Here is a 20,765-nt window from a genome sequence, read left to right as displayed (position 1 = left end):
ACAAGTGTGGTGCACATTGATCGCCCATTTGCTTTTAATGGTCCTAAGGGCAAAGTCGGACACAAAAAAGGCTTTCTCTACAATTGCCGCTTTGGTTAGGATTTACCTGATAAGCCATTTAGACGTTTATTGGGTGATTGAAAACTGTAGACGGACTTATGTCAAAAATGTAAAAGCAAAAAACAAAAGTCCTGACATACAACTCGCATTTTTCTGAAAAAAAAGGGGGGGGTAGGTAATTGAAAAACAATTGAAGATATGCTTATATTGCTGTTTATCAACACTTACAATCTTTGAAGATTGGAGATTTCTAGTTTTGTCGGTCAGTAGTGATTTTATTTAAGTCTGAAAATCATGCAGCCGTATGGTTTCATCTTGACTTCAAACCCTTTTATCAAGGCCACATCGGCAAAAAACGATATTTGCTTGCCACTGCCCATTAGATCCTCAGCATGATAAAAACCGTGGGGTTTGAGGCCGCATTTTTCAAACATATCGCCCGGCACGTTGAGCGTCATTTGCAGTTTGGCATTGGTAAAATTGGCCAGCAATAAAAATACTTCATCCTGCGTGTACCGCACCCACGGGAATACTCTGAAGGTGGTGTTGCACCAGGTGAGGTGGTAAACTTCGCCGCTCACAAAGGCTTCATGTTGTTGTACCAATTGTAGCAAATGGCGGTGCTGCTCGCGTAGTTGTTGTTCTTTTGGGGTGAGGCGGCCGCCGTCAAACTGGCCGTCGTTCATCCAGCGCTCAAGGGTGTCCACACACCAGTAGTCGAAGATGGTGGTGCGCCCGTCCTGCCCGCTGAATCCTTCGGAGTCCATTCCTTTTTCGCCCAGTTCCTGACCGGAGTACAGCATAAAGGCATTGGGCAACAACGTGGCCGACACAAAGGTGGCGGGCCATCCGCGGCGTGGGTTGTCGGCAAAAAAACTCGAGGCGATGCGCTGTTCGTCATGATTTTCGGTGAAAAAGAGCATGTGACCCCGGTGCGGGGCAATGGCTTCGATGGCATTGGAGATGTCGCTCACCGGCCTGAAACCCGTTATCACGTTGCGCAGTGTGTCGTACATGCCCACTTTGTCGTACAGCAGGTCAAACCCACCGGTGTGGATGTAATCGTGGTACAACGCGGGGTTGTACACTTCGGCCACAAACAGAAAATCCGGAAATTCTTTTTTGATGGCCGTGATGGCCCAATGCCAAAACGATACAGGTACCATCTCTACCATGTCGCATCGAAAGCCATCGATGCCCTTGCCGGCCCAGTATTGCATAATGTGCAACATCTTGTGCCATGTGTCGGGAATGGGATCGAAATGTGCCGACCGCCCGTCAAAAAGATTCACGCCGTAATTGAGCTTCACCGTTTCATACCAGTCGTTGAGAGTGGGCGATGCGCTAATGCAGTCGTTGCCCGTCATCTTAGCCGGGTATTCCTGCCATTGAGGATCTCCGTTAGCCGGGGGGATGGGTGCCACAAAGGGTTGCTGGGGCAAATAGTAAAAATTGTTGTAGATGGCAAAGGCCTGATTGGGGTTGTCGTGGTGACCGAAGTCGAAGACCCCGTCCGGACGGGCATCGCTCACGTAATGGCGTGCCACGTGATTGGGCACCAGGTCGATGAGTGTTTTGAGTCCAGCCTGACGGGTGCGCTCCACCAGTTCTTCAAACTCTGTTATGCGTAGGGGGATGTTCTCGGCCAAATCAGGACAAATGTCGTAATAGTCCTTGATGGCGTATGGGCTACCCGCCTTTCCTTTCACAATGTGCGGAGGGTCGGGGGCGATGCCATAATCGGAATAGTTGGTGGCCGTGGCGTGTTCTATCACCCCGGTGTACCACACATGGGTCACTCCCAAATCTTTAATGGCGGCTAAGGCCTGCGACGTGATGTCGTTGAGCCGTCCGCACCCGTTGTCGGCCTTGGTGCCATTGATGCAGTTGGTGCGGTTGCGGTTCCCGAACAGACGGGGAAGCAGTTGATATATGATAGTTTTTGGCATCCGATTAAAGTTGTGTTTGGTGACTCGTTTGCAGTCCGTAATATTCATTCATCTCAGGTTGAGACAGTCTCTTTATCATTCAAATATACGTTGTCGTTGATTGACCTCAAAAAAATATTCGCAATCTGTCTTCGCAGTTGTTCATTCATTCGTGGCTTATTTTGTTGCGGGAAAAGAGGTGATGTGAACGTTTTTTAACGTTGAAATGCCTGTGTTCTCGGTTTTGAATCTGTTTTTTGTGCGTTATGGTTAAGAATGTCAGGGGTTTGTGAAATGTTTAAAAACCCAAGTAAAACTCGCACTTTTTTTAAAAATTTACTATTTTGGTTTCGTTAAAACCCATGTTTATAACAACAATTTAGGAGGAACAAAACAATGAAATCGAACAACCCGCGGAAGAAACTTTTGTCCGATTATTCTTCCCAGGATGAGCACTCGTTAAAACGCTCCGTGAAAGCAGAGAAGGAGCGGCGTAACAGAAAACCATCTATTTACGATGAGATGGATGATGAAGACGACTTTGTGGCACAACTTGAAGACGATGAGTTGGATGGTTATGACGATGTCGATGAAGAAGAGGATTATTAATGTGATTTTGATGCTATTTTAAAAGCCGTTTCGTTGAAGCGGCTTTTTTGTTGATACAACGCAGAAGCTATTATTTTTGTGGAATCATAATTCAAAAATGATAATGATGAAGAGATATGGATGGTTGGTTTTGATGTTGGTGATGGTTTCTCTTTCTTCGCAGGCTGCCAAGCCCGATGTGCGGCATGCGCTCACTTACGCGCTTGGTTATGGTTCTTCGGTAGGGAATGACAATGAAGGAAAAGGAATGGTTTATTCGGTGGGGTATTTATATACTTTCAGTAACGACCGTTTTCGGTTGAATCCTTCGTTGGGATTTGGGCATTATTCGGCCAAAAATATTTCGGATGCTCGTAATCAATCGTTCAATGTCACCAATTTGAGCATGACCGCTTGGATTGATGTGGTGCAGGAAACCGATTTTTCAATGATGGTGGGTGGCGGCACGTTGGTGTCTCATGCCGGCGGATTGATAGGTGCCGATGTTGACAATGGAGGAGGTATTGCTGATCCGCAAAAATATCTGAATCAGACCCAGTGGGGCGGTTTGTTTGCCATCGGGTTTCGTTTTTTTCATCCCGACCGACGACTTAACGTGGAGTTACGTCCCCTCAATATTCACTTTGGCGGGGTCGGGTTTCAGGAGGTTTATGCGCAGTTGGCTCTTTCGGTTCGACTTTAAATTTTGATTTGTATTTCAGGTGTAATTACTTCACCCTGCGGTTCGTTTTGCTTGGGTTGATGAACATTTTTGTTTAAAAAACGGTTAATGATGCATACCAATACGTTTGTTTATAAATATATGTCAACATACTCAATCAGCGATTTAGAACAATTGTCGGGAATCAAGGCGCACACCATTCGAATGTGGGAACGCCGGTACCGGATTATTGAGCCGCGACGCACCCCCACCAACATTCGCTACTATTCCGATGAGGAACTCAAGAAACTGCTCAATGTGGCTCTATTGGTGCAACATGGTTTCAAAATTTCGCTGGTATCGCAAATGCAGCCCGATGATTTGAACCGTGAAGTGATGGCTTTGTGTCGTCTGAATGATTCTCTGGAGGTGCATATGGATCAATTGCTCTCTGCCATGCTGGCTTTTGACGGTCGTGCCTTTCTGTCGCATCTCAACGGTGTGATCGATCATCGGGGGTTTGAGGCCATGGTCGAATCGTTGTTGTTTCCCTTTTTGCAGCGGGTAGACCTTTTGTGGCAAACAGGTGCCATTGTTTCTGCTCACGAACAGTTTGTGTCGAACCTGGTTCGTCAAAAAATGTGCGAGGTTATTGGGGGGGTGCCTTCTTTGCACCTGCCCAATACAGCACGCATTGTCTTTTTTCTGACCCCCGGACATGAGTCGGAATTACAGTTGCTTTTTTATTCGCTTCTTGCCCGAAAGAGTGGTTTGGAGGTGATTTACCTGGGGCATGCCGTCTCGGTGGACGATTTGCGGCGTTTGCATCAAACCCGTCCTGTTGACGTATTTTTTACTTGTTTCTCAAAAATGATGGAGCCCGATGACATTGCAGGGCTCATTACTCCTTTTGAAGGGGAATTTCAGGGAATGTTTTGGGTGGCAGGTGATAAGGTTCCTGACGTGCTGGTGTTTGACCGAATTCAGTATCGCCACATTACATCGGGCAGTAGTTTTCGCATGGTGTTGAGTGACTTGATGCTCAATATGGAATTTTGAGGCATGGCGTTGCCCTCTCATTTCTCATGGGGGACTTGTGATTGTTTCTGTTTTATTTCGATACAACGCCAGATTCTCTCTCTCTGTTTAACCTTTTGCATTTCTTACAGGATCCATTTGCCTCCCTAAAGATTGGGAATTATTGGCCGCATCCATAAAAACATAGAATAGAGCGTTTGATAATTGGCGTGCAATCGTAATTTTACACACTCAACAGTAACGCCATGTCTGCAACGGTTCATCCATCGCAAATCCTTAAGGCCATATATTTACTCACGCATGAGCAGGGAGTCAAAGCTACGTCGCGCAGCGTGGCAGCCTTGGCCGGATGCAGTGCTGCTGTGGTGCGACAAATGGTGACTGCCATGCAGCGCAAAGCGGTGGTAAAGGTGGTTGCTTACAAGGGGTATACGCTCACGCCCAAAGGCATTCAGCTGGCTTTGCGGCAGGTGCGGTGCCACCGATTGTGGGAGACTTTTTTGCACCGCCAGATGGGAATGGGGCTTTATGCCGTGCACCAGGAGGCGCTCCGGCTCGAAAACCACACCTCTGATGTTCTGCTCGAGCGCATGGATCAATTGCTGGGGTTTCCGCTGTTTGACCCGCATGGGCATCCCATCCCTTCATCAAAGGGGGTGATGCCCGATATTTCACATACGCTTCCGCTTGCTTTGGTGGGCGGTGGGCAAAGTGGGATCATTGCCCGATTAGGGTATCAAACCGAGGCTTTCTCGGCTTTTTGCGATAAATACGGCGTGAACATTGGCGAAGAATTAACGGTTATAAGCAAAGAATCTTCCGGCGGCATGAACCTCACGTACCAGGGGGAAGTGATTTATGCCACGCACGATTCTGTTAATCAAATATCAATTTTTAAGCAAGATGATGGATCTGTCTCTTAATAATATTCTTTTTGCCTTTGCGCTAACTCTCTTTGCGGGTCTTTCTACAGGGATTGGTAGTGCCATGGCTTTTTTTGCCAGCCGCACCAACACCAAGTTTTTGGCTGTTTCTCTTGGTTTTTCAGGGGGCGTGATGATTTATGTCTCTTTTGTGGAAATTTTTGCCAAGGCGCGCGAAACCATGAGTGAAGCCTATGGCGTGGTGGCCGGCAGTTGGTGGACTGTGTTGGCTTTTTTTGGTGGAGTGTTGTTCATTGCCATTATCGACAAGCTAATTCCTTCGGGTGAAAACCCTCACGAGATGCACTCCATTGAGGAGATGAAGGGCAAAAATGTGCACAAAAGCAGTAAACTCATGCGCATGGGGTTATTTACCGCCCTGGCTATTGGGATTCACAACTTCCCGGAGGGGCTGGCTACGTTTACTGCTGCCATTCAGGAACCTCACTTGGGGATTGCCATTGCTGTGGCCATTGCCATTCACAACATTCCCGAGGGAATTGCCGTGTCGGTGCCTGTTTATTATGCCACCGGGAGCCGACGTAAGGCTTTTAAACTCAGCTTCCTCTCCGGTTTGTCCGAGCCTATTGGGGCGTTGGTCGGATATTTGATTCTGATGCCTTTTATGAGCCCGTTGGTGTTCGGAATTGTCTTTGCTGCCGTGGCTGGTATTATGGTTTTTATCAGTCTCGATGAGCTTTTACCCGCTGCTCGTGAATATGGCGAGCACCATTTGTCCATTTATGGACTCGTGGCAGGCATGGCCGTGATGGCGCTCAGTTTGTTGATGTTTGTTTAAATCATTTTTGTAATGACCCTTCAGCAGCGTTTTAAGCATGTTATTGCATATTTTAAGGAGAATATGCCCGTAGCCGAAACGGAGCTGCATTATCGCAACCCCTATGAGTTGCTGGTAGCGGTGATTCTTTCGGCTCAATGTACCGATAAACGGGTTAACCTAATTACGCCACCGTTTTTTGAGCGTTTTCCAACGGCTGCTGTACTTGCCGAGGCTTCCGTAGATGAGGTGTTCGAGCTGGTACGTTCGTGCAGTTATCCCAATAACAAAAGCAAGAATTTGGTCGGGATGGCTCAGGTATTGGTGCGCGAGTTTAACGAGGTGGTTCCCGACGATGTGACCTTACTGCAAAAACTGCCCGGTGTGGGTCGCAAAACGGCCAACGTGATTGCTTCGGTGGTTTATGAAAAGCCGGCGCTGGCGGTCGACACTCATGTGTTTCGCGTTGCTGCCCGACTGGGGCTGACACGCAATGCCAAAACGCCCCTTGAAACAGAGCGCCAACTGGTGCGACATATCCCACAGGAGTTGTTGCCCATAGCTCACCATTGGTTGATTTTGCATGGGCGTTATGTTTGCATTGCCCGTAAACCCAAATGTAACACGTGCGGCCTGATTGATATCTGTCTCTATCCCCAAATGCATCCGGCCGAGTGACCTTTAGTTGGTCGAATGGGGTGGTAACTCGCTTTGTTCAATGGCTTGCCGAATGGCCGATGGGGTTAGGTAGACGCTTTGTTTATAGGCTTTATACGATGGCGAGGCGTTTGATTCTTCTAACACGTAGTAAGACCACGCGTACAGATGTTGCCCAAATCCGTGTTCTATGGCCATCCGGTCAATTTCATGTTCAAATTGGCGTTTGCCTTCCTGACTCAAGTATTGCCAGCCCCGTTCCATCACGCCCCACAGTGTACGGTGGTGGTAATCTTTCACGTGCATCAGTTCGTGCGCCCATAATCCGATGCCTGCCATTAATGGAACTTCGTCAAGGCGAATGCCTTTGAATTTTGGGTTATTGTTGATGCGGATGATGTATTTGCGCTTCTCTTTTTTGCCCAATAGCGACCATAATGCCGGACGGGCATTGAGCGTGGTTTTGATGCGTGCTTCCCGTACTTCAATGCGACAATTGAGCACCTGAGCCATTGAATCAATCATGGTGTAAATCAGATTGCCCTCGCGTAGTTGAGAGGGGGAGTTGCCTGTTGGTTCGTGTTTTACTTTTATTTGCGCCTGAACCATTCCCGATACCAAACAGGCAATCATCAGTAAAAAACTACGCTTCAATCGCTTCATTTCATTGATTTTAGTGCTGCCGTGGCAGTCTTTTGATTCCTCTTCGCATTTTCATTGCGGCAGGGGTGTGATGCCTGTTGCAGAAAAATGCTGCACGGTTGTGCTAGTTCTCTGCTGTGTTCAACGGAAACAATCCCAAAATGGTTAGTGAAAATGGGAAAAAAGTGAAAGATCCAATATTATAATTGGTTACACGCAGTTGCGTGATGTCTGAGCGATGTGCAAAAATTCAAACGTGACGCACTCCTGTTGTTGTGCCGAAGATTTATAAAAGCAAATCACCACCGATTCCCCTCCGGGGGATGGAGGGGCGTACTGAAAAAATGAAACCCGCAGGGCAAAACAACGAACTGTTTCGTCTAACGGGTTTCTACCTCAACCAAAGGTACTGAAAACAACTATCTCTTTGTGGCGTGCATCAGGCCACGTTACATTCGTTATAAGTGAAATTAAAATTTTTGCTTCCAACTGACTGATAGTGCATTCAGGTTTATCGATTCCCCGTTTTCCCGTTCGCCCAGCCAGGCGGCTTCGAGTGCCTGTTTTTTGTTGATTTTCCAGGTGACGCCGGCCATGTATCGCCATGCTTCAATGTCAAAACGGGCATCGCCCAACGGGGCAAACCATTCAGCCGAGGCAAATGGCGTCAGCGGGCATTCTTTGATGTTATATTTTAATTCCCATTTGTTACGCAATTTTTCTTTGGTGCCATTTTGTTTGGTTTGGTTGTATTGATGTTGGTAACGAATGCGGCTACTCAGTTTCAAACGGCTGATTTCAATCTGTCCCTTCACATCGCCATACACGCGGTGTTTGCTTTCCACGCCGTCGTCGTCGCTGTGGTCAGCGATATAGCGGTACATGAGTGAAAAGTCAATGTATTTGTTGGCCTCCCAGTTGAGTCCGGTCTCGGCCAGCCACAGTGCCAGTGATGAAGCGTTGTCGTAAGTGCGGGCTTGTAGGTTCATCTCGGCATTGAGCCGTTTGGTCAGTTTCTTTTCTCCGTCAATACCCGCCCATATCCCAAAATCGGCCGATTGCGACCAGGTCGCGGGCATCATCATCATCATCAGGATGACGATGGTTGTCCATGTTTTAATCGTCATCACCATCGTTGTCGCGCGTATCATTATCAGCCATGTTGATGTCTCGTGAGTTTTCGCTGTAATACACGCGCAAAATGCAGGTGTCTTTTAGCAGGTCGATGCGTCCGATTTCAACTTTGTGGATGTTGTAAATGCCCACACGTTGCGCCAAATCGGCGATTAACTCCGATCGTCTTTCGGGGCGGATGAGGTCAATTTTCTCATAAACGACTTCTTTGACCGATTGATGGGGCAGACGCCAAATTTTTTCAAATCCCATAGTGATAAAAACGATGGTCAGGTTGGGGAACAACAGTTCGGCAATGCTTACCTTTTCGTTGGCCAGGGCGTTGATCACCGACAGGGCGATGACCAAAAACAGGTAGGTCATTTCGCGAATGGGCATTTGGCTGGTGCGGTAACGCATGATGCCAAAGATGGCAAACAGCCCCAGTGCAAAACCAAGTTGCAGTTTTACGCTGCCCAACAAAAAGCAGAGTAAAAACACGATGGATCCAATGAGCATGTAAGTGAACAGGTAATCGCGGCGGCGAGTGGTAGAGAAATAAATCCATCGCACCAGCAGCATCAGCACCCCTGTGTTGAGCATAAATCGAAACGTGAGTTCTAAAAACGATTCGATGTCGATGAGTTTGGAGTCAAATATTTCAAGCTTGTCAAGCAAAAGAATGCTGAGTAGATTCATTGTGTAATTTATTTATTAAAAGGAGTTTGGATTTTAGTATATTTTTCTTGTCCATGTTACGTACCAGAACACTGCCAATGCAATATTTGCTGAACCCGGTGGGGTGGAGGTTAAACGATTTCAGAGCATTGGTCACGGGTGTGTTGCCGGTAAATCCTTCACGTTTCAATTCCAGAATTGCCAAAAAAGGCAAATGTTTTTCGCTGCCTTCGGGGCTGCGAAACGACAGATGGTAGTCGATGGTGATGCGCTCTTTGGTGTTCAATCCGGCCAACGTGATGCGTTGAAAGCGGTTTTCGAGAACGGGATGAAGCCCGGCTGCCACTTGTTGTACGTGGTGGTTGAGAAATTCCAGTTCATGGTCGTTGGGCAAGGCGTTGTGATTGCAACTGCTAATGCGCCATTTGATGGTTCTATTGCGTCGGTTTTTGAGTTTCACTTCCAGAAATGCCCCGCCTGTGGCTTCGTATTGTCGGTAGCGTACTTTGTAACGTCCCGGACGGCTGCTCATGTGCTGGTAAAAGAAATGATAATCGGTGGTGTCCAAATACGTGGTGTGGTACGGAAAGTCGCGAATGTCATCAATTTCCAGGATGCGGTAATGCGGTTGCAGAAGGGCCAGCAGTTCGGGGAGTAAATCGGCGTTAAACACAAATTTGGTATCCGTGCGATTCATCAGCTGAATGCTGTCCATTTCCTTGAGCGAAACTGGCCGATAATTGTTGAGGATGTTCGCATATGAAACCATGTTGTTGTGTTTTATTGCGTATTGGGTTGTACGCTTTTATTTCAGATTCGTTGGGTGAACTGGTGAAGTTTATTTTTTACCATTTGTGGCATTGTATGTGGGGGCTTGCCAAACAAATTCTCCGGTTCCATCAGGAACGCGGGCGTAACTCAATTCTTCGGCCTGTGCCGGGTAACTCATTTGGTCAATGATGGTTTGTTCGGGGGTGGCCAAAACCATTTTTTCGCCTTCGGCCGATAGTTTATAATTGGTGTGAAGTCCGCTTTGAAGCGTGTCTCCATCGGCCCATATAATCAAATAACCTTTGGCGGTAATGGTGGTGCCTTGCGGGAATTTCCATTTGGTGATGTTTTTTTTTGAATCACTCAGGAAATACCCCGAAAGGTCGATGCTTGTTCCTGTGGTGTTGTATAATTCTATCCAATCGTCATATTCTCCATCCTGGTCAGCCTGTGTGGTCGAGTTTTTTGGCATCAATTCGTTGATGACAACTGTGATGGCAGTGGGCGTTTCTTCACTTTCGTCTTTTGAACATGCCATAATGCCGGTGCTCATCAGTAGTAATAAAAGGATTTGTTTGGCGCTCATTGGTTGCTGTGTTAAGTATTTATGAATGTAATTTTAAATGTTCTTTATTTTGCTTTAAAAACTATTCAACGAATGTAGTTGAAATACGATTCTAAATGCCAAATCGATCAACAAAAAACAGCAGGCCGTTATTCTTAGCCTGCTGTTAATGTTTTGGTCTTCATTGTTTTGTTATGGTAACTTGCAATTATCCAGATACCACGAGATGGGGTGTGGATGACCGGCAATGAGTTCTTCGATGATTTTTTTCTCATCCCACTGGTTCATTGAATCGCACGATGCATCTAAAACCTTGGCCAACAGTAGCCACTCTTTTATCACAGTCTTTGTCAGCCGGCCTTCAAAGGGTTTGAGGGCATCGAGGCAATTTTTTCCAATCAGGTGGATGCGTGGTTCTTTGTGGGTCAGGTTTTGACGCGTGGTGTAAAGCTCTTCGCCTACTTTAATAAACTCGTCGTTGTTGAGCGTCAGGGTGAAGTTAAAGTTGGTGGTTCCCATGGCTGTTCCGTTTTTGAAGTTAGTGGTATTTGTTTTATTACTTCAAAAGATACAACCATTTATCGGCGATGTAAAGGGTTATGTGATGGGCGTGTTTCCTTTGATGATTGGTTGCCGCTTTTTGTTGGTCAGGATGATAAATGAGTCATCATCGCGATGTTGCAGCCCCGCTGTATAGCGCATGCTCGCGAATGTAATCGTCAACTCCCGCAGGAAGATAAAAGCACATGTCTTTCCCGTTTTTGAGATGTTGACGAATGAAGGTTGACGATACGTCCAGCATGGGAGCATCTGTCACAACCACATTGGGGGTTGCCTCCAAGTCGGGCAGGTCGTAGCCCGGGCGGGGGTATACATACAGGCGGTAACGGGCAACGATTTCCTGTCCGTTACGCCATTGGGGAATGGATTGAATGATATCGGTGCCCATGATGAGCGAAAAATTCACGTCGGGGTGCTGTTGTTCCAAAACCCTCAGTGTGTCGATGGTAAACGACGGAACCGGCATCGACATCTCCACGTCGCACGCCCGGTAGTGCGGACGGTTGCGCAATGCAATCTGAACCATTCGCAAACGTTGGTCTCCCGAGGTGAGGTCGTTACTGATTTTAAAGGGGTTTTGCGGACTTACCACCAGCCATATTTCATCCATCGCTTGGGTTTCGCGCATGTAATTGGCCAATGCCAAATGCCCGATGTGAATGGGGTTGAAGGAGCCAAATAGCAGTCCGATGTGTGTCATGGGGATGTCCTTATCAATCCGGCGGGGGAGGAGTGTTTTATGATTGACTCAGAAAATTGGTCAGGATCTTTTCGGCTTCTTGTTTTGCTTTATCCAGGTCGTCGTTTACCAGAACCACATCAAAGCGCGGAGCCCAGGTGAGTTCTTCGGACGCTTTGGCCAATCGCATGGCAATTTTGTCAGGACTATCGGTGCCCCTGTTTTTTAGGCGTTGTTCCAATTCGTCGATAGAAGGCGGTTGGATGAAGAGCGCCAATGCCCGGTTGCCATACATTTTTTTGATGTTGGCACCGCCCACCACATCTACGTCAAACACGATGTTTTTACCTTGTTGTGTAATGCGATCTACTTCGCTGCGCAGCGTGCCATAATAGGTGTCGGCATACACCTCTTCCCACTCAAGAAATTCCTGATTCTCAATTTTTGCGCGGAACTCATCGGCCGACAAAAAATAATAATCTCTCCCATTCACTTCAGCTCCCCGGGGCGCCCGACTGGTGGCCGAGACTGAAAACTCGAGATTGAAATTTTTTTGGAGCAGATGCCCCACAATGGTCGATTTTCCCGATCCTGATGGAGCCGAAAAGATGATGAGTTTCCCGATTTTTGGTGTCGTCATTGGCGTGTGGTTCTTCAATTGAAAAATGTGAAGTTACAGGACATTGAGGGACTGTTCTTTGATTTTTTCCAGTTCGTCTTTCATTTGAATTACAATGCGTTGCATTGCAGCATCGTTGGCTTTACTTCCCATGGTGTTGATTTCCCGACCCATTTCTTGAGCAATGAAACCCAGTTTTTTGCCCGATGCTTCTGCTTCGTTCATGGTTTCATAAAAGTATTGGATGTGATTGGTCAGGCGTACTTTTTCTTCGGTGATGTCCAGTTTTTCGAGATAAAAAATCAATTCCTGTTCAAAACGGTTATCATCAACCGAAAATTTCCCGGCCAGTTCCTGTAAGTTCTCGTGCAATCGGGTTTTAATTTTTTCGATGCGGGCCTTTTCGTGTGGCTCAACTTCGCTCATCAACTGGGTGATGCGCTCAACACGACCTTGCAGTTCCCGTTTTAAGGCATCGCCTTCCTGACGACGAAAATCGTTGAGTTGTTCGATGGCTTGTATCAGGGTTGTTTTAATGGATGCCCATTCCTGTTCATCTAGTTCGGCCTGTTCGGTTTTCACTGTTTCGGGTAGCGACATGATAATGCTCAGTAAATCTGATGAATTGCTTAAATTCAAATCCTGTGCAATGGGCATCAACTGACGATGGTATCCCTCGATTACCTGACGGTTGATTTGGGTTACTTTGTCCGAAATGGCTGATTCGACATAGAAACTCACGTCCACTTTGCCTCGCAATAGCCTTGCCGAAACTTCGTTGCGGACTTCTATTTCTTTCTCTCGGTACAGCGATGGGATCCGTACGTTTAGATCCAATTGTTTGCTGTTGAGAGATTTCATCTCAATGGTAATTTTCTTGTTGGGGAGTAAACAGGTGGCTTTCCCATAGCCGGTCATCGAAAAAATCATGTGTGACAGCTTTGTTTATTTTTCGCCACAAAGTTAAGATTTTATGCTACCCTGTGTGCAGCTTATTCTCTATTTCACTTCCTGCAGGGCTGAAATATCCTATTGAAAGGAGATACAGACATTTGCGTTGGGTATTTGGATTTGGGGTGTAAGCAATTATTAACCATTGTTGACTTGTGTTTTCACGAAAAAAGTTGCTATTTTTGCACCGATTTTTTTCAAACCATAATGTCTAACCAATAGTTTAGGTTTAACAAATTAATTAAATGGAAATTAAAAACGGAAAAGTGGGTGGCGTAGCTGCTCCTAAAGCCGACTTCGATTGGGATGCTTTCGAACAAGGCGTGATTACCGGTGTGACCAACACCAAAGAAGAACTTGAGCAAATGTACGACCAAACCTTGTCGACCATTTCTGAAAAAGAAGTGTTGGAAGGTGTGGTAATTGCTCTGAACAAACGCGAAGTCGTGATTAACGTTGGATTTAAGTCTGACGGTATCGTGAGCCGCAACGAATTCCGCTACAACCCTGAATTGGCTGTAGGCGACAAAGTTGAAGTGTATGTAGAAAGCCAGGAAGACAAAAAAGGTCAGTTGGTTCTTTCTCACAAAAAAGCACGTGCACTTCGTTCTTGGGATCGTGTAAACGAAGCTCTCGAAAAAGACGAAGTGATTAAAGGTTACATCAAGTGCCGTACCAAAGGTGGTATGATCGTTGACGTGTTTGGTATTGAGGCCTTCTTGCCCGGTAGCCAAATCGACGTGAAACCCATCCGCGACTACGACATGTACGTGGGTAAAACCATGGAATTCAAAGTGGTTAAAATTAACCCCGAATTCAAAAACGTGGTGGTTTCTCACAAAGCGCTTATCGAAGCAGAGCTCGAGCAGCAGAAAAAAGACATCATCTCGAAACTCGAAAAAGGTCAGGTACTCGAAGGTACTGTTAAAAACATCACCTCTTACGGTGTGTTCATCGACTTGGGCGGCGTAGATGGTTTGATCCACATCACCGACCTGTCATGGGGTCGCGTTTCGCATCCTGAAGAAATCGTTCAACTCGATCAGAAACTGAACGTGGTGATTCTTGATTTCGATGATGAGAAAAGACGTATCGCTCTTGGTTTGAAACAATTGACTGCTCATCCTTGGGATGCTCTCAGTGCCGATATGAAAGTGGGTGACACTGTGAAAGGCAAAGTGGTTGTGATGGCTGATTATGGTGCATTTGTTGAAATTGCTCCCGGTGTTGAAGGTTTGATTCACGTATCGGAAATGAGCTGGTCACAGCACCTGCGCAGCGCTCAGGACTTCCTGAAAGTGGGCGACGAAATCGAGGCTGTGGTATTGACACTGGATCGTGACGAGCGTAAAATGTCTTTGGGTATCAAGCAAATGAAGCAAGATCCTTGGGAAAACATCGAATCTAAATATGCCATCGGTTCTAAGCACAAAGCTTTGGTGCGTAATTTCACCAATTTTGGTGTGTTTGTAGAAATTGAAGAAGGTATTGACGGTTTGATTCATATTTCCGACCTTTCATGGACGAAAAAGATCAAACATCCGGCCGAATTCACCAGCATTGGCGAAAGCATCGACGTGATGGTTTTGGAAATCGACAAGGATAACCGTCGTTTGAGCCTCGGCCACAAACAACTGGAAGAGAACCCATGGGATGTGTTCGAAACCATTTTCTCGGTTGATTCTGTTCACGAAGGAACCATCATTGAACTCTTCGACAAAGGTGCCGTAATTGCTCTTCCCTATGGTGTAGAAGGTTTTGCAACGCCTCGTCACCTGGTAAAAGAAGACGGTTCTCAAGCCAAAGTGGAAGAGAAACTGGATTTTAAAGTGATCGAATTCAACAAAGCTGCTAAGCGCATTATCCTTTCTCACTCTCGCATTTTCGAAGATGATAAAAAATCGGAAGAAAAGGCTGAGAAAAAAGCTGAGGTGAAAACCACTAAAAAAGCGGTGAAAAAGGTGAAAGATAGCGTTGAAAAAACTACCTTTGGTGATATCAGCGATTTGGTTGACTTGAAAAACCAAATGGAAGCCAAAGAGAAGAAAAGCGGCGATAACGAATAAACCTAACTCTTGTACGCATGGACTTTAAGATTGAAAAAATGGGGGATTTCACCCTGGTGCAGGTTTTAAAAGAAAAATTGGACACGCACGTGGCGCCGACCCTCAAGTCGGAACTGGTGTTGCTCTCGGGCAACGGCGAACGCAATCTTCTGTTGGACCTGAGCAATAGCAACTATTGCGATTCATCAGGACTCAGCGCAATCTTAGTGGCCAATCGTTTGTGCAAGAATGCCGAAGGGGTGTTTGTTCTTTCCGGGCTTATGCCGGCCGTAGAGCGTTTGATCTCGGTTTCGCAACTCGACTCGGTTTTGAACATCGCTCCATCTCTGACTGATGGAATTGACATGATGCGGAATGCCATTGCCAAACAATAAGGGCAATGGTGTTTTCCGTAACCATATTGGGTAGCAATTCAGCGCTGCCTACATCGGAAAGATATCCCACCGCTCAGCTACTGAATGTGGCTGAGCGGTTTTATTTAATTGATTGTGGTGAAGGCACCCAGATGCAGCTGCGGCGCAATAAAATCAAGTTCACTAAAATCAATCATATTTTTATCTCCCATCTGCATGGCGATCATCTGTTTGGGTTAATGGGGCTTATCTCAACCCTTGGGCTTATGGGGCGTCAGGCCGATTTGCATCTCTTTGCCCATGTTGATTTGGAGCGTCTGTATCGGCCGCACCTCGATTATTTTTGTGCCGATTTGCCCTTTAAAGTCGTTTTTCATGCGATTGACCCCCATCAGTGGCTAATTATTCACGAGGATGATAAAGTGATGGTTACTTCCGTTCCTCTCCGTCATCGCATTGCTACTTGCGGATTTCTTTTTACCGAAAAAATAGGGTTGCCCAATATTCGCAAAAGTTGTATCGAGCAATATGAGCTTTCGATTGCTGAAATCGTTAAAATAAAGAACGGCGCCGATTTGCGCCTCGATGACGGCACCATTGTCCCCAACGATGATTTGATTGTGCGTAGTCACTTGCCACGTTCATACGCCTTTTGTTCTGATACTAAATACATCCCTTCGTTGGGAGAGAAGCTCAAAGGCATTGATTTGCTTTATCACGAGGCGACTTTTACGGATGCCGAAAAAGATTTGGCAAAAAAAACAGGACACAGCACTGCCCGACAAGCGGCAATGGTGGCTAAACAGGCTGAGGTCGGGAAGCTTATTATTGGTCATTTTTCATCGCGATACAAGCAAACGGACGTCTATTTGGAGCAGGCTCGGGAGGTGTTTCCGTTGACAGAAATTGCGGGTGAGGGGTGCGTGTTTGAAGTGGCTGTAAAACCGGGTATTTTTTGAGTCGGTTTTTCCTTATTTCGACGGGGGGGATGTGATGAATGATTGTTTTTTTGCTCCAAATATTCATTAGTCAATCATTTTGAGAGAATCGACAAAAAAAATGAACCATTCGACGGGTAAGTGAGTAAGATTGACTAAAATTATAGTCCAATTTTACATTTACGCGTTTCCATGTTTCCATATCGTGTTTATTGCAGTCGATCTGCTTTTTGTTGGCTAAAGAACCATCACGGATTGTTATCCTTATTTAGAGGAGGGTCGTGGATCTCGATTCTCATGCTGTGTAATGTGCTTGTTGGCTTAGCACAACCGGTTAATCCTCTTCGTTTGACGCATTTTTCATCGACCCATAAGTTGCCGGGTGTTTCGGTGCAATGTATTTACGAAGATCACATGGGCATTTTGTGGTTGGGCATTGAGTCGTTGGGTTTGACGCGTTATGATGGCAAAACGTATGAGGTTTATAAGAATAAGGCCGATGATCCTTCTTCTATCTCCAATAACTATCCGGCTCGTATTGTTGAGGATTTGCAAGGGAATATTTGGGTGGCTACCAAAGCGGGTTTGAATCGTTTTAATCGGGAAACAGAGACGTTTACGCGATACTATGTCGCTGGCGATGACCCGTATTCATTGTCTAACAATGCACTCAATGATATTCGCATCGATCGCTTTGGGAATGTGTGGGTTGCGACGGCCAATGGAATCAGTGTTTACAATGCGCGTCATGATGAGTTTTTGCGTGTTTTGTATAATAGCATTGAGAATCGACAGTCTGATAATATTGAAGTCAATGCCATTCAGTTTGATGATCAAAGTAATGTGTGGATTGGCACCAATCGCTTTGGTTTGTATATGATTCCGAACGATGCCTATACGCCGTTGATGGAGGCCTGGCAGCACAAGCCACTTTCGCAGCTCAATTCTTCGATTACGACCATTCATAATTGGGTTAATAATACCCAATCGCTTCATAGTTTGGCGGTCAACTCTATTCGTTGTTTGGCGCCGATGGGAACTGATACCGTTTGGGTGGGGACCCAAATGGGGCTGTTTGCATTTCAAAAGAGTGCTTCTGTTTTTCACAAACAAACCTTTGCTCATGTCAACATGCAGTTGCTCAATAAGGCGACTTATTTGGATTTGTATGTCGACTCGAACCGAAATTTATGGGCTGGCACGTCTAATGACGGTTTGATGATGATTCAGCAACAAACAAAACACATTCATTACCTAAATGCCGATTTTGAAGGTTCTCATAATCTGAAAAGTAATGCCATTCGCAATGTCATTGAAACCCGTTCGGGGCTCATTTGGGTGGCTACCAAATTTGAAGGACTCCATTCGTATGATCCGCGTCAAAATAATTTTGCCCTCATTAATAAGGCGACCAATTTTATTCCGGGCTTAAGTCATGAGTATGTATTGTGTGTGTTTGAGGATTCGCGTAACGTGATTTGGATTGGCACTAAAGCTGGAGGATTGACACGATGGGATCGACAGCGCAATACGTTTGAATACTTTAAGCACGATGCCAAGAATCCTGGCTCTATTGGCAGCAATCGCATTGAGATGATGACTGAGGATTCTCAAGGGAATTTATGGTTGGCTCACGAAAATGGGTTGGATTGCTTGCCTCCCGGGAGCAAGGAGTTTAAACACTATTTGTCGAACCATTTCCGCACGTTGTGTTTGACTAAGTCAGGGATTTTGTGGTTGGGAACCAATAATGGGATTTATAAATTTGATACCCAAACTCGACAAGCAGTGGTTCATAAAACCGTTTATTCAAAGGTGTTTAATTCCGAGAATAATCTGGATGTCACCCGGATTATCGAGGATCGGAGCGGCGTGTTATGGTTTGGAACCGGTAAGGATGGCTTGTATGAATATAATCCCATCGATGACCGATTGATTATTCATACCCATTCGCAACAGAATGTGACATCCGTGAGTGGGAATATGATTCGAGGTTTATATCAGGACAGTCAGGGGAACATTTGGGTGGGAACCAAATCTGATGGCTTCAATCGTTTCGATAAGGCTTCACGAACATTTGTTCGTTACCAAAACCCTAACCCACAGTCATCTAATACTTACTATAACTTTTTAGAAGATGTTAATGGCAATCTTTGGATGGGAACGCATAAAGGAATTGAACGTTTTTCTCCAAAGGATAGTAGTTTTACCTTGTTTAATAGCCATTATGGTCTGCAAAGTTTAATTTTTGATTCCAATGCGTATGGGTACACTCACGATGGGTTTTTGATGCTTGGTGGGAGCAAGGGGCTCAACATTTTCTCGCCGGAGAAGGTGAAGTACCTTCCTGACAATTCGCCCATCATGATCACGAGTGTGATGCTTGATAATAAACATTTGGCTCGCGACATTCAGGAGTCTCAGTTGTTGCGTGTATCGTATCGGCACACGACCCTTTCATTTGAGTTTGCGTTGTTGAACTATCTCACCCCCGATGAGAACACGTATGCCTATCAACTCGAGAATTTTGATAAAGATTGGGTTTATTGCGATACTCGTAATTTTGCTTCATATACCAATCTCCCTCCCGGTGATTATGTGTTTAAGGTCAAAGGTGCCAATAGCGAAGGGATTTGGAGTAGTGATATCAGGCACATAGCCATTCGTGTAGACACGCCCTTTTGGCGTGCCTGGTGGTTTATTCTTTTGGCTGTAGTATTCGGCGGCAGTTGTATTTGGTTGGTTATTCGGTTACGCGTGAGTATGATTCGTCGCAATGAAGCTCGCCTGAAGGAGCAGGTTCGTCAGCGCACTGCTGATTTGTCTCAGGCTTATGAAAAGCTGGAGAAGGTAAATCGTCAAATTGAAATCCGTAACAATGAGCTGCTTTACCAAAGTAAAAAAATCAGAAGTCAAAATCAGGAGCTGGAACGTCATCACCAAAATCTCGAACAACAGGTGATTGAGCGGACTCGCGATCTGGAGAAATCAAAGCAGAAAGCTGAAGAGAGTGATCAGCTGAAGTCGGCATTCCTTGCCAACATGAGCCATGAAATCCGGACACCTTTAAATGCCATCATTGGTTTTTCGGATCTTATCACTTCCGATGATGTTACCCCAGAGGAGCGCACTTATATGAATCGGGTGATTCAGAACAACAGTAACTCGCTGTTGCAGTTGATTAACGATATTGTGGATATTAGTATGATTGAAGCCAATCAATTACCTATTTCCATTACACAGTTTAATTTAGGCATCTTTTTGCACGATGTGGCCAATGATGCTCGCAAAAACAAGGCTCTCATTGAAAAGGGACTGACCTTGAATCTTGAAATAGAGGAACCATTAAATGATCGGATGTTTAATTCTGCACCCGAACGCATTCGTCAGATTTTTCAAAACCTGATCAGTAATGCGATCAAGTTTACCGATCAAGGAGGCATCACCATTGGCTGTCAGGCTGGTGTCACCGAGGGGCAGTATCTCTTTTATGTACGGGATACCGGTTGTGGTATTCTCAAGAGTCAGTATGAGGCTATTTTTGAGCGTTTCAGGAAGTTCGAAGACAGTACTTCGCGGTTGTATCGAGGCACAGGGCTTGGACTTTCTATTTGTCGCCATATCTGCCAGTTACTGGGTGGAAAAATTTGGGTGGAGTCGATTCCCGACAGGGGAGCTACGTTTTATTTTAGTTTGCCCGATCGCCCCATGCATGCCACTCCCAAAGTGAAAGCAACCGGGCCGCAACGTATTGTTTATCCCGATTGGGCAGGAAAAACCATTCTCATTGCCGAGGATGAGGACTCGAACTTTGAGGTGCTTCGCTACAGTCTGTTGCGCACCCACATTCGCATTGTAAGGGCGGTGAATGGTGTTGAGGCTGTTGATTATGTGATGCAGTCATCCAACGGGTTGCCCGACTTGGTGTTGATGGATATCAAAATGCCCGTGATGGACGGGATGGAGGCTTCAGCCAAAATCAAAGAGCGGCATCCCAATTTGCCTGTCATTGCGCAAACCGGATATGCGATTCCTCTTGATGAGCGCGATATGACGCGTGCACATTTTGATGGTTTTGTGACCAAGCCCATTGCAACGCGCAAATTGCTCGAAAAAATGCAGCAACTGATGCCCGTTAATCAGGGCTGATTTTTAAAACCGGTGTTGTGGTGAACGGAGATGCTCGGGTTTGATTT

General features: G+C 45.9%; 20 protein-coding genes. 10 read left to right on the top strand and 10 right to left on the bottom strand.

What is annotated here, in order from left to right:
- Positions 1 to 335 precede the first annotated feature (335 nt).
- Complete coding sequence (locus LX69_RS11135; RefSeq protein ID WP_111446134.1) at positions 336 to 2,009, bottom strand: alpha-amylase family protein; 1,674 nt, start codon at positions 2,007 to 2,009, stop codon at positions 336 to 338.
- A gap of 375 nt (positions 2,010 to 2,384) precedes the next feature.
- Here LX69_RS11135 and LX69_RS11130 point away from each other — a divergent pair, with 375 nt between their 5' ends.
- The 6 genes from LX69_RS11130 to nth all read left to right on the top strand — a co-directional run bounded on the left by LX69_RS11130 (position 2,385) and on the right by nth (position 6,654).
- On the top strand, positions 2,385 to 2,597 hold the full coding sequence (locus LX69_RS11130) for a hypothetical protein (protein WP_111446127.1): 213 nt from the start codon (positions 2,385 to 2,387) through the stop codon (positions 2,595 to 2,597).
- 106 nt (positions 2,598 to 2,703) lie between these two features.
- Positions 2,704 to 3,279 (top strand): outer membrane beta-barrel protein, encoded by a 576-nt coding sequence (locus LX69_RS11125; protein WP_221621344.1) that lies wholly within the window; start codon positions 2,704 to 2,706, stop codon positions 3,277 to 3,279.
- A gap of 120 nt (positions 3,280 to 3,399) precedes the next feature.
- The gene (locus LX69_RS11120) at positions 3,400 to 4,296 is read left to right on the top strand and encodes a MerR family transcriptional regulator (RefSeq protein ID WP_170124343.1); all 897 of its coding nucleotides are present in this window, start codon (positions 3,400 to 3,402) and stop codon (positions 4,294 to 4,296) included.
- Between the two features lie 224 nt (positions 4,297 to 4,520).
- Positions 4,521 to 5,198, top strand: a complete 678-nt coding sequence (locus LX69_RS11115; RefSeq protein WP_111446124.1) for a metal-dependent transcriptional regulator — start codon at positions 4,521 to 4,523, stop codon at positions 5,196 to 5,198.
- Positions 5,179 to 5,997, top strand: coding sequence for a zinc transporter ZupT (gene zupT / locus LX69_RS11110; RefSeq protein WP_245935002.1), 819 nt, complete (start codon positions 5,179 to 5,181; stop codon positions 5,995 to 5,997). Before LX69_RS11115 ends, zupT begins: the two co-directional genes overlap by 20 nt.
- Before the next feature lie 12 nt (positions 5,998 to 6,009).
- Positions 6,010 to 6,654: an endonuclease III gene (nth, locus tag LX69_RS11105; RefSeq protein ID WP_111446123.1), complete on the top strand. Its 645-nt coding sequence runs from the start codon at positions 6,010 to 6,012 to the stop codon at positions 6,652 to 6,654.
- Positions 6,655 to 6,657: 3 nt separating this feature from the next.
- On the opposite strand, the gene LX69_RS11100 is transcribed toward nth, so the two are convergent.
- The 9 genes from LX69_RS11100 to LX69_RS11060 all read right to left on the bottom strand — a co-directional run bounded on the left by LX69_RS11100 (position 6,658) and on the right by LX69_RS11060 (position 13,191).
- A complete protein-coding gene (locus LX69_RS11100) occupies positions 6,658 to 7,296 on the bottom strand; it encodes a hypothetical protein (protein WP_111446122.1) in 639 nt (212 codons plus the stop codon).
- Between the two features lie 449 nt (positions 7,297 to 7,745).
- Entirely contained in the window at positions 7,746 to 8,426 is a 681-nt protein-coding gene (locus LX69_RS11095) for a DUF2490 domain-containing protein (protein WP_111446121.1), read from the bottom strand.
- Positions 8,392 to 9,087, bottom strand: a complete 696-nt coding sequence (locus LX69_RS11090) for a DUF4956 domain-containing protein (RefSeq protein WP_111446120.1) — start codon at positions 9,085 to 9,087, stop codon at positions 8,392 to 8,394. Before LX69_RS11090 ends, LX69_RS11095 begins: the two co-directional genes overlap by 35 nt.
- Positions 9,059 to 9,835: a polyphosphate polymerase domain-containing protein gene (locus LX69_RS11085; protein WP_111446119.1), complete on the bottom strand. Its 777-nt coding sequence runs from the start codon at positions 9,833 to 9,835 to the stop codon at positions 9,059 to 9,061. The genes LX69_RS11090 and LX69_RS11085 overlap by 29 nt, the downstream gene beginning before the upstream one ends.
- 69 nt (positions 9,836 to 9,904) lie before the next feature.
- Positions 9,905 to 10,423 (bottom strand): lamin tail domain-containing protein, encoded by a 519-nt coding sequence (locus LX69_RS11080; RefSeq protein WP_111446118.1) that lies wholly within the window; start codon positions 10,421 to 10,423, stop codon positions 9,905 to 9,907.
- A gap of 171 nt (positions 10,424 to 10,594) precedes the next feature.
- Complete coding sequence (locus tag LX69_RS11075; protein ID WP_111446117.1) at positions 10,595 to 10,921, bottom strand: hypothetical protein; 327 nt, start codon at positions 10,919 to 10,921, stop codon at positions 10,595 to 10,597.
- A gap of 148 nt (positions 10,922 to 11,069) precedes the next feature.
- Positions 11,070 to 11,663, bottom strand: a complete 594-nt coding sequence (gene nadD, locus LX69_RS11070) for a nicotinate (nicotinamide) nucleotide adenylyltransferase (RefSeq protein ID WP_111446116.1) — start codon at positions 11,661 to 11,663, stop codon at positions 11,070 to 11,072.
- Between the two features lie 37 nt (positions 11,664 to 11,700).
- Complete coding sequence (gene gmk, locus LX69_RS11065) at positions 11,701 to 12,282, bottom strand: guanylate kinase (RefSeq protein WP_221621343.1); 582 nt, start codon at positions 12,280 to 12,282, stop codon at positions 11,701 to 11,703.
- A 33-nt stretch (positions 12,283 to 12,315) separates the two neighbouring features.
- Complete coding sequence (locus tag LX69_RS11060; RefSeq protein ID WP_111446115.1) at positions 12,316 to 13,191, bottom strand: YicC/YloC family endoribonuclease; 876 nt, start codon at positions 13,189 to 13,191, stop codon at positions 12,316 to 12,318.
- Between the two features lie 266 nt (positions 13,192 to 13,457).
- Between LX69_RS11060 and rpsA the strand changes: the two genes are divergently transcribed.
- From rpsA to LX69_RS11040, 4 genes are all read left to right on the top strand, one after another.
- On the top strand, positions 13,458 to 15,278 hold the full coding sequence (gene rpsA / locus LX69_RS11055) for a 30S ribosomal protein S1 (RefSeq protein WP_111446114.1): 1,821 nt from the start codon (positions 13,458 to 13,460) through the stop codon (positions 15,276 to 15,278).
- A 17-nt stretch (positions 15,279 to 15,295) separates the two neighbouring features.
- Entirely contained in the window at positions 15,296 to 15,652 is a 357-nt protein-coding gene (locus LX69_RS11050; protein ID WP_111446113.1) for an STAS domain-containing protein, read from the top strand.
- A 5-nt stretch (positions 15,653 to 15,657) separates the two neighbouring features.
- A complete protein-coding gene (locus tag LX69_RS11045; protein ID WP_111446112.1) occupies positions 15,658 to 16,590 on the top strand; it encodes a ribonuclease Z in 933 nt (310 codons plus the stop codon).
- A gap of 327 nt (positions 16,591 to 16,917) precedes the next feature.
- The gene (locus LX69_RS11040) at positions 16,918 to 20,718 is read left to right on the top strand and encodes a hybrid sensor histidine kinase/response regulator (protein ID WP_170124342.1); all 3,801 of its coding nucleotides are present in this window, start codon (positions 16,918 to 16,920) and stop codon (positions 20,716 to 20,718) included.
- Positions 20,719 to 20,765: the final 47 nt, after the last annotated feature.

Source organism: Breznakibacter xylanolyticus (assembly GCF_003254275.1).
Taxonomy (GTDB): domain Bacteria; phylum Bacteroidota; class Bacteroidia; order Bacteroidales; family Marinilabiliaceae; genus Breznakibacter; species Breznakibacter xylanolyticus.
The sequence above is the reverse complement of the archived record's forward strand: the minus strand, read 5'-3'. Positions and strand labels throughout refer to the sequence as shown.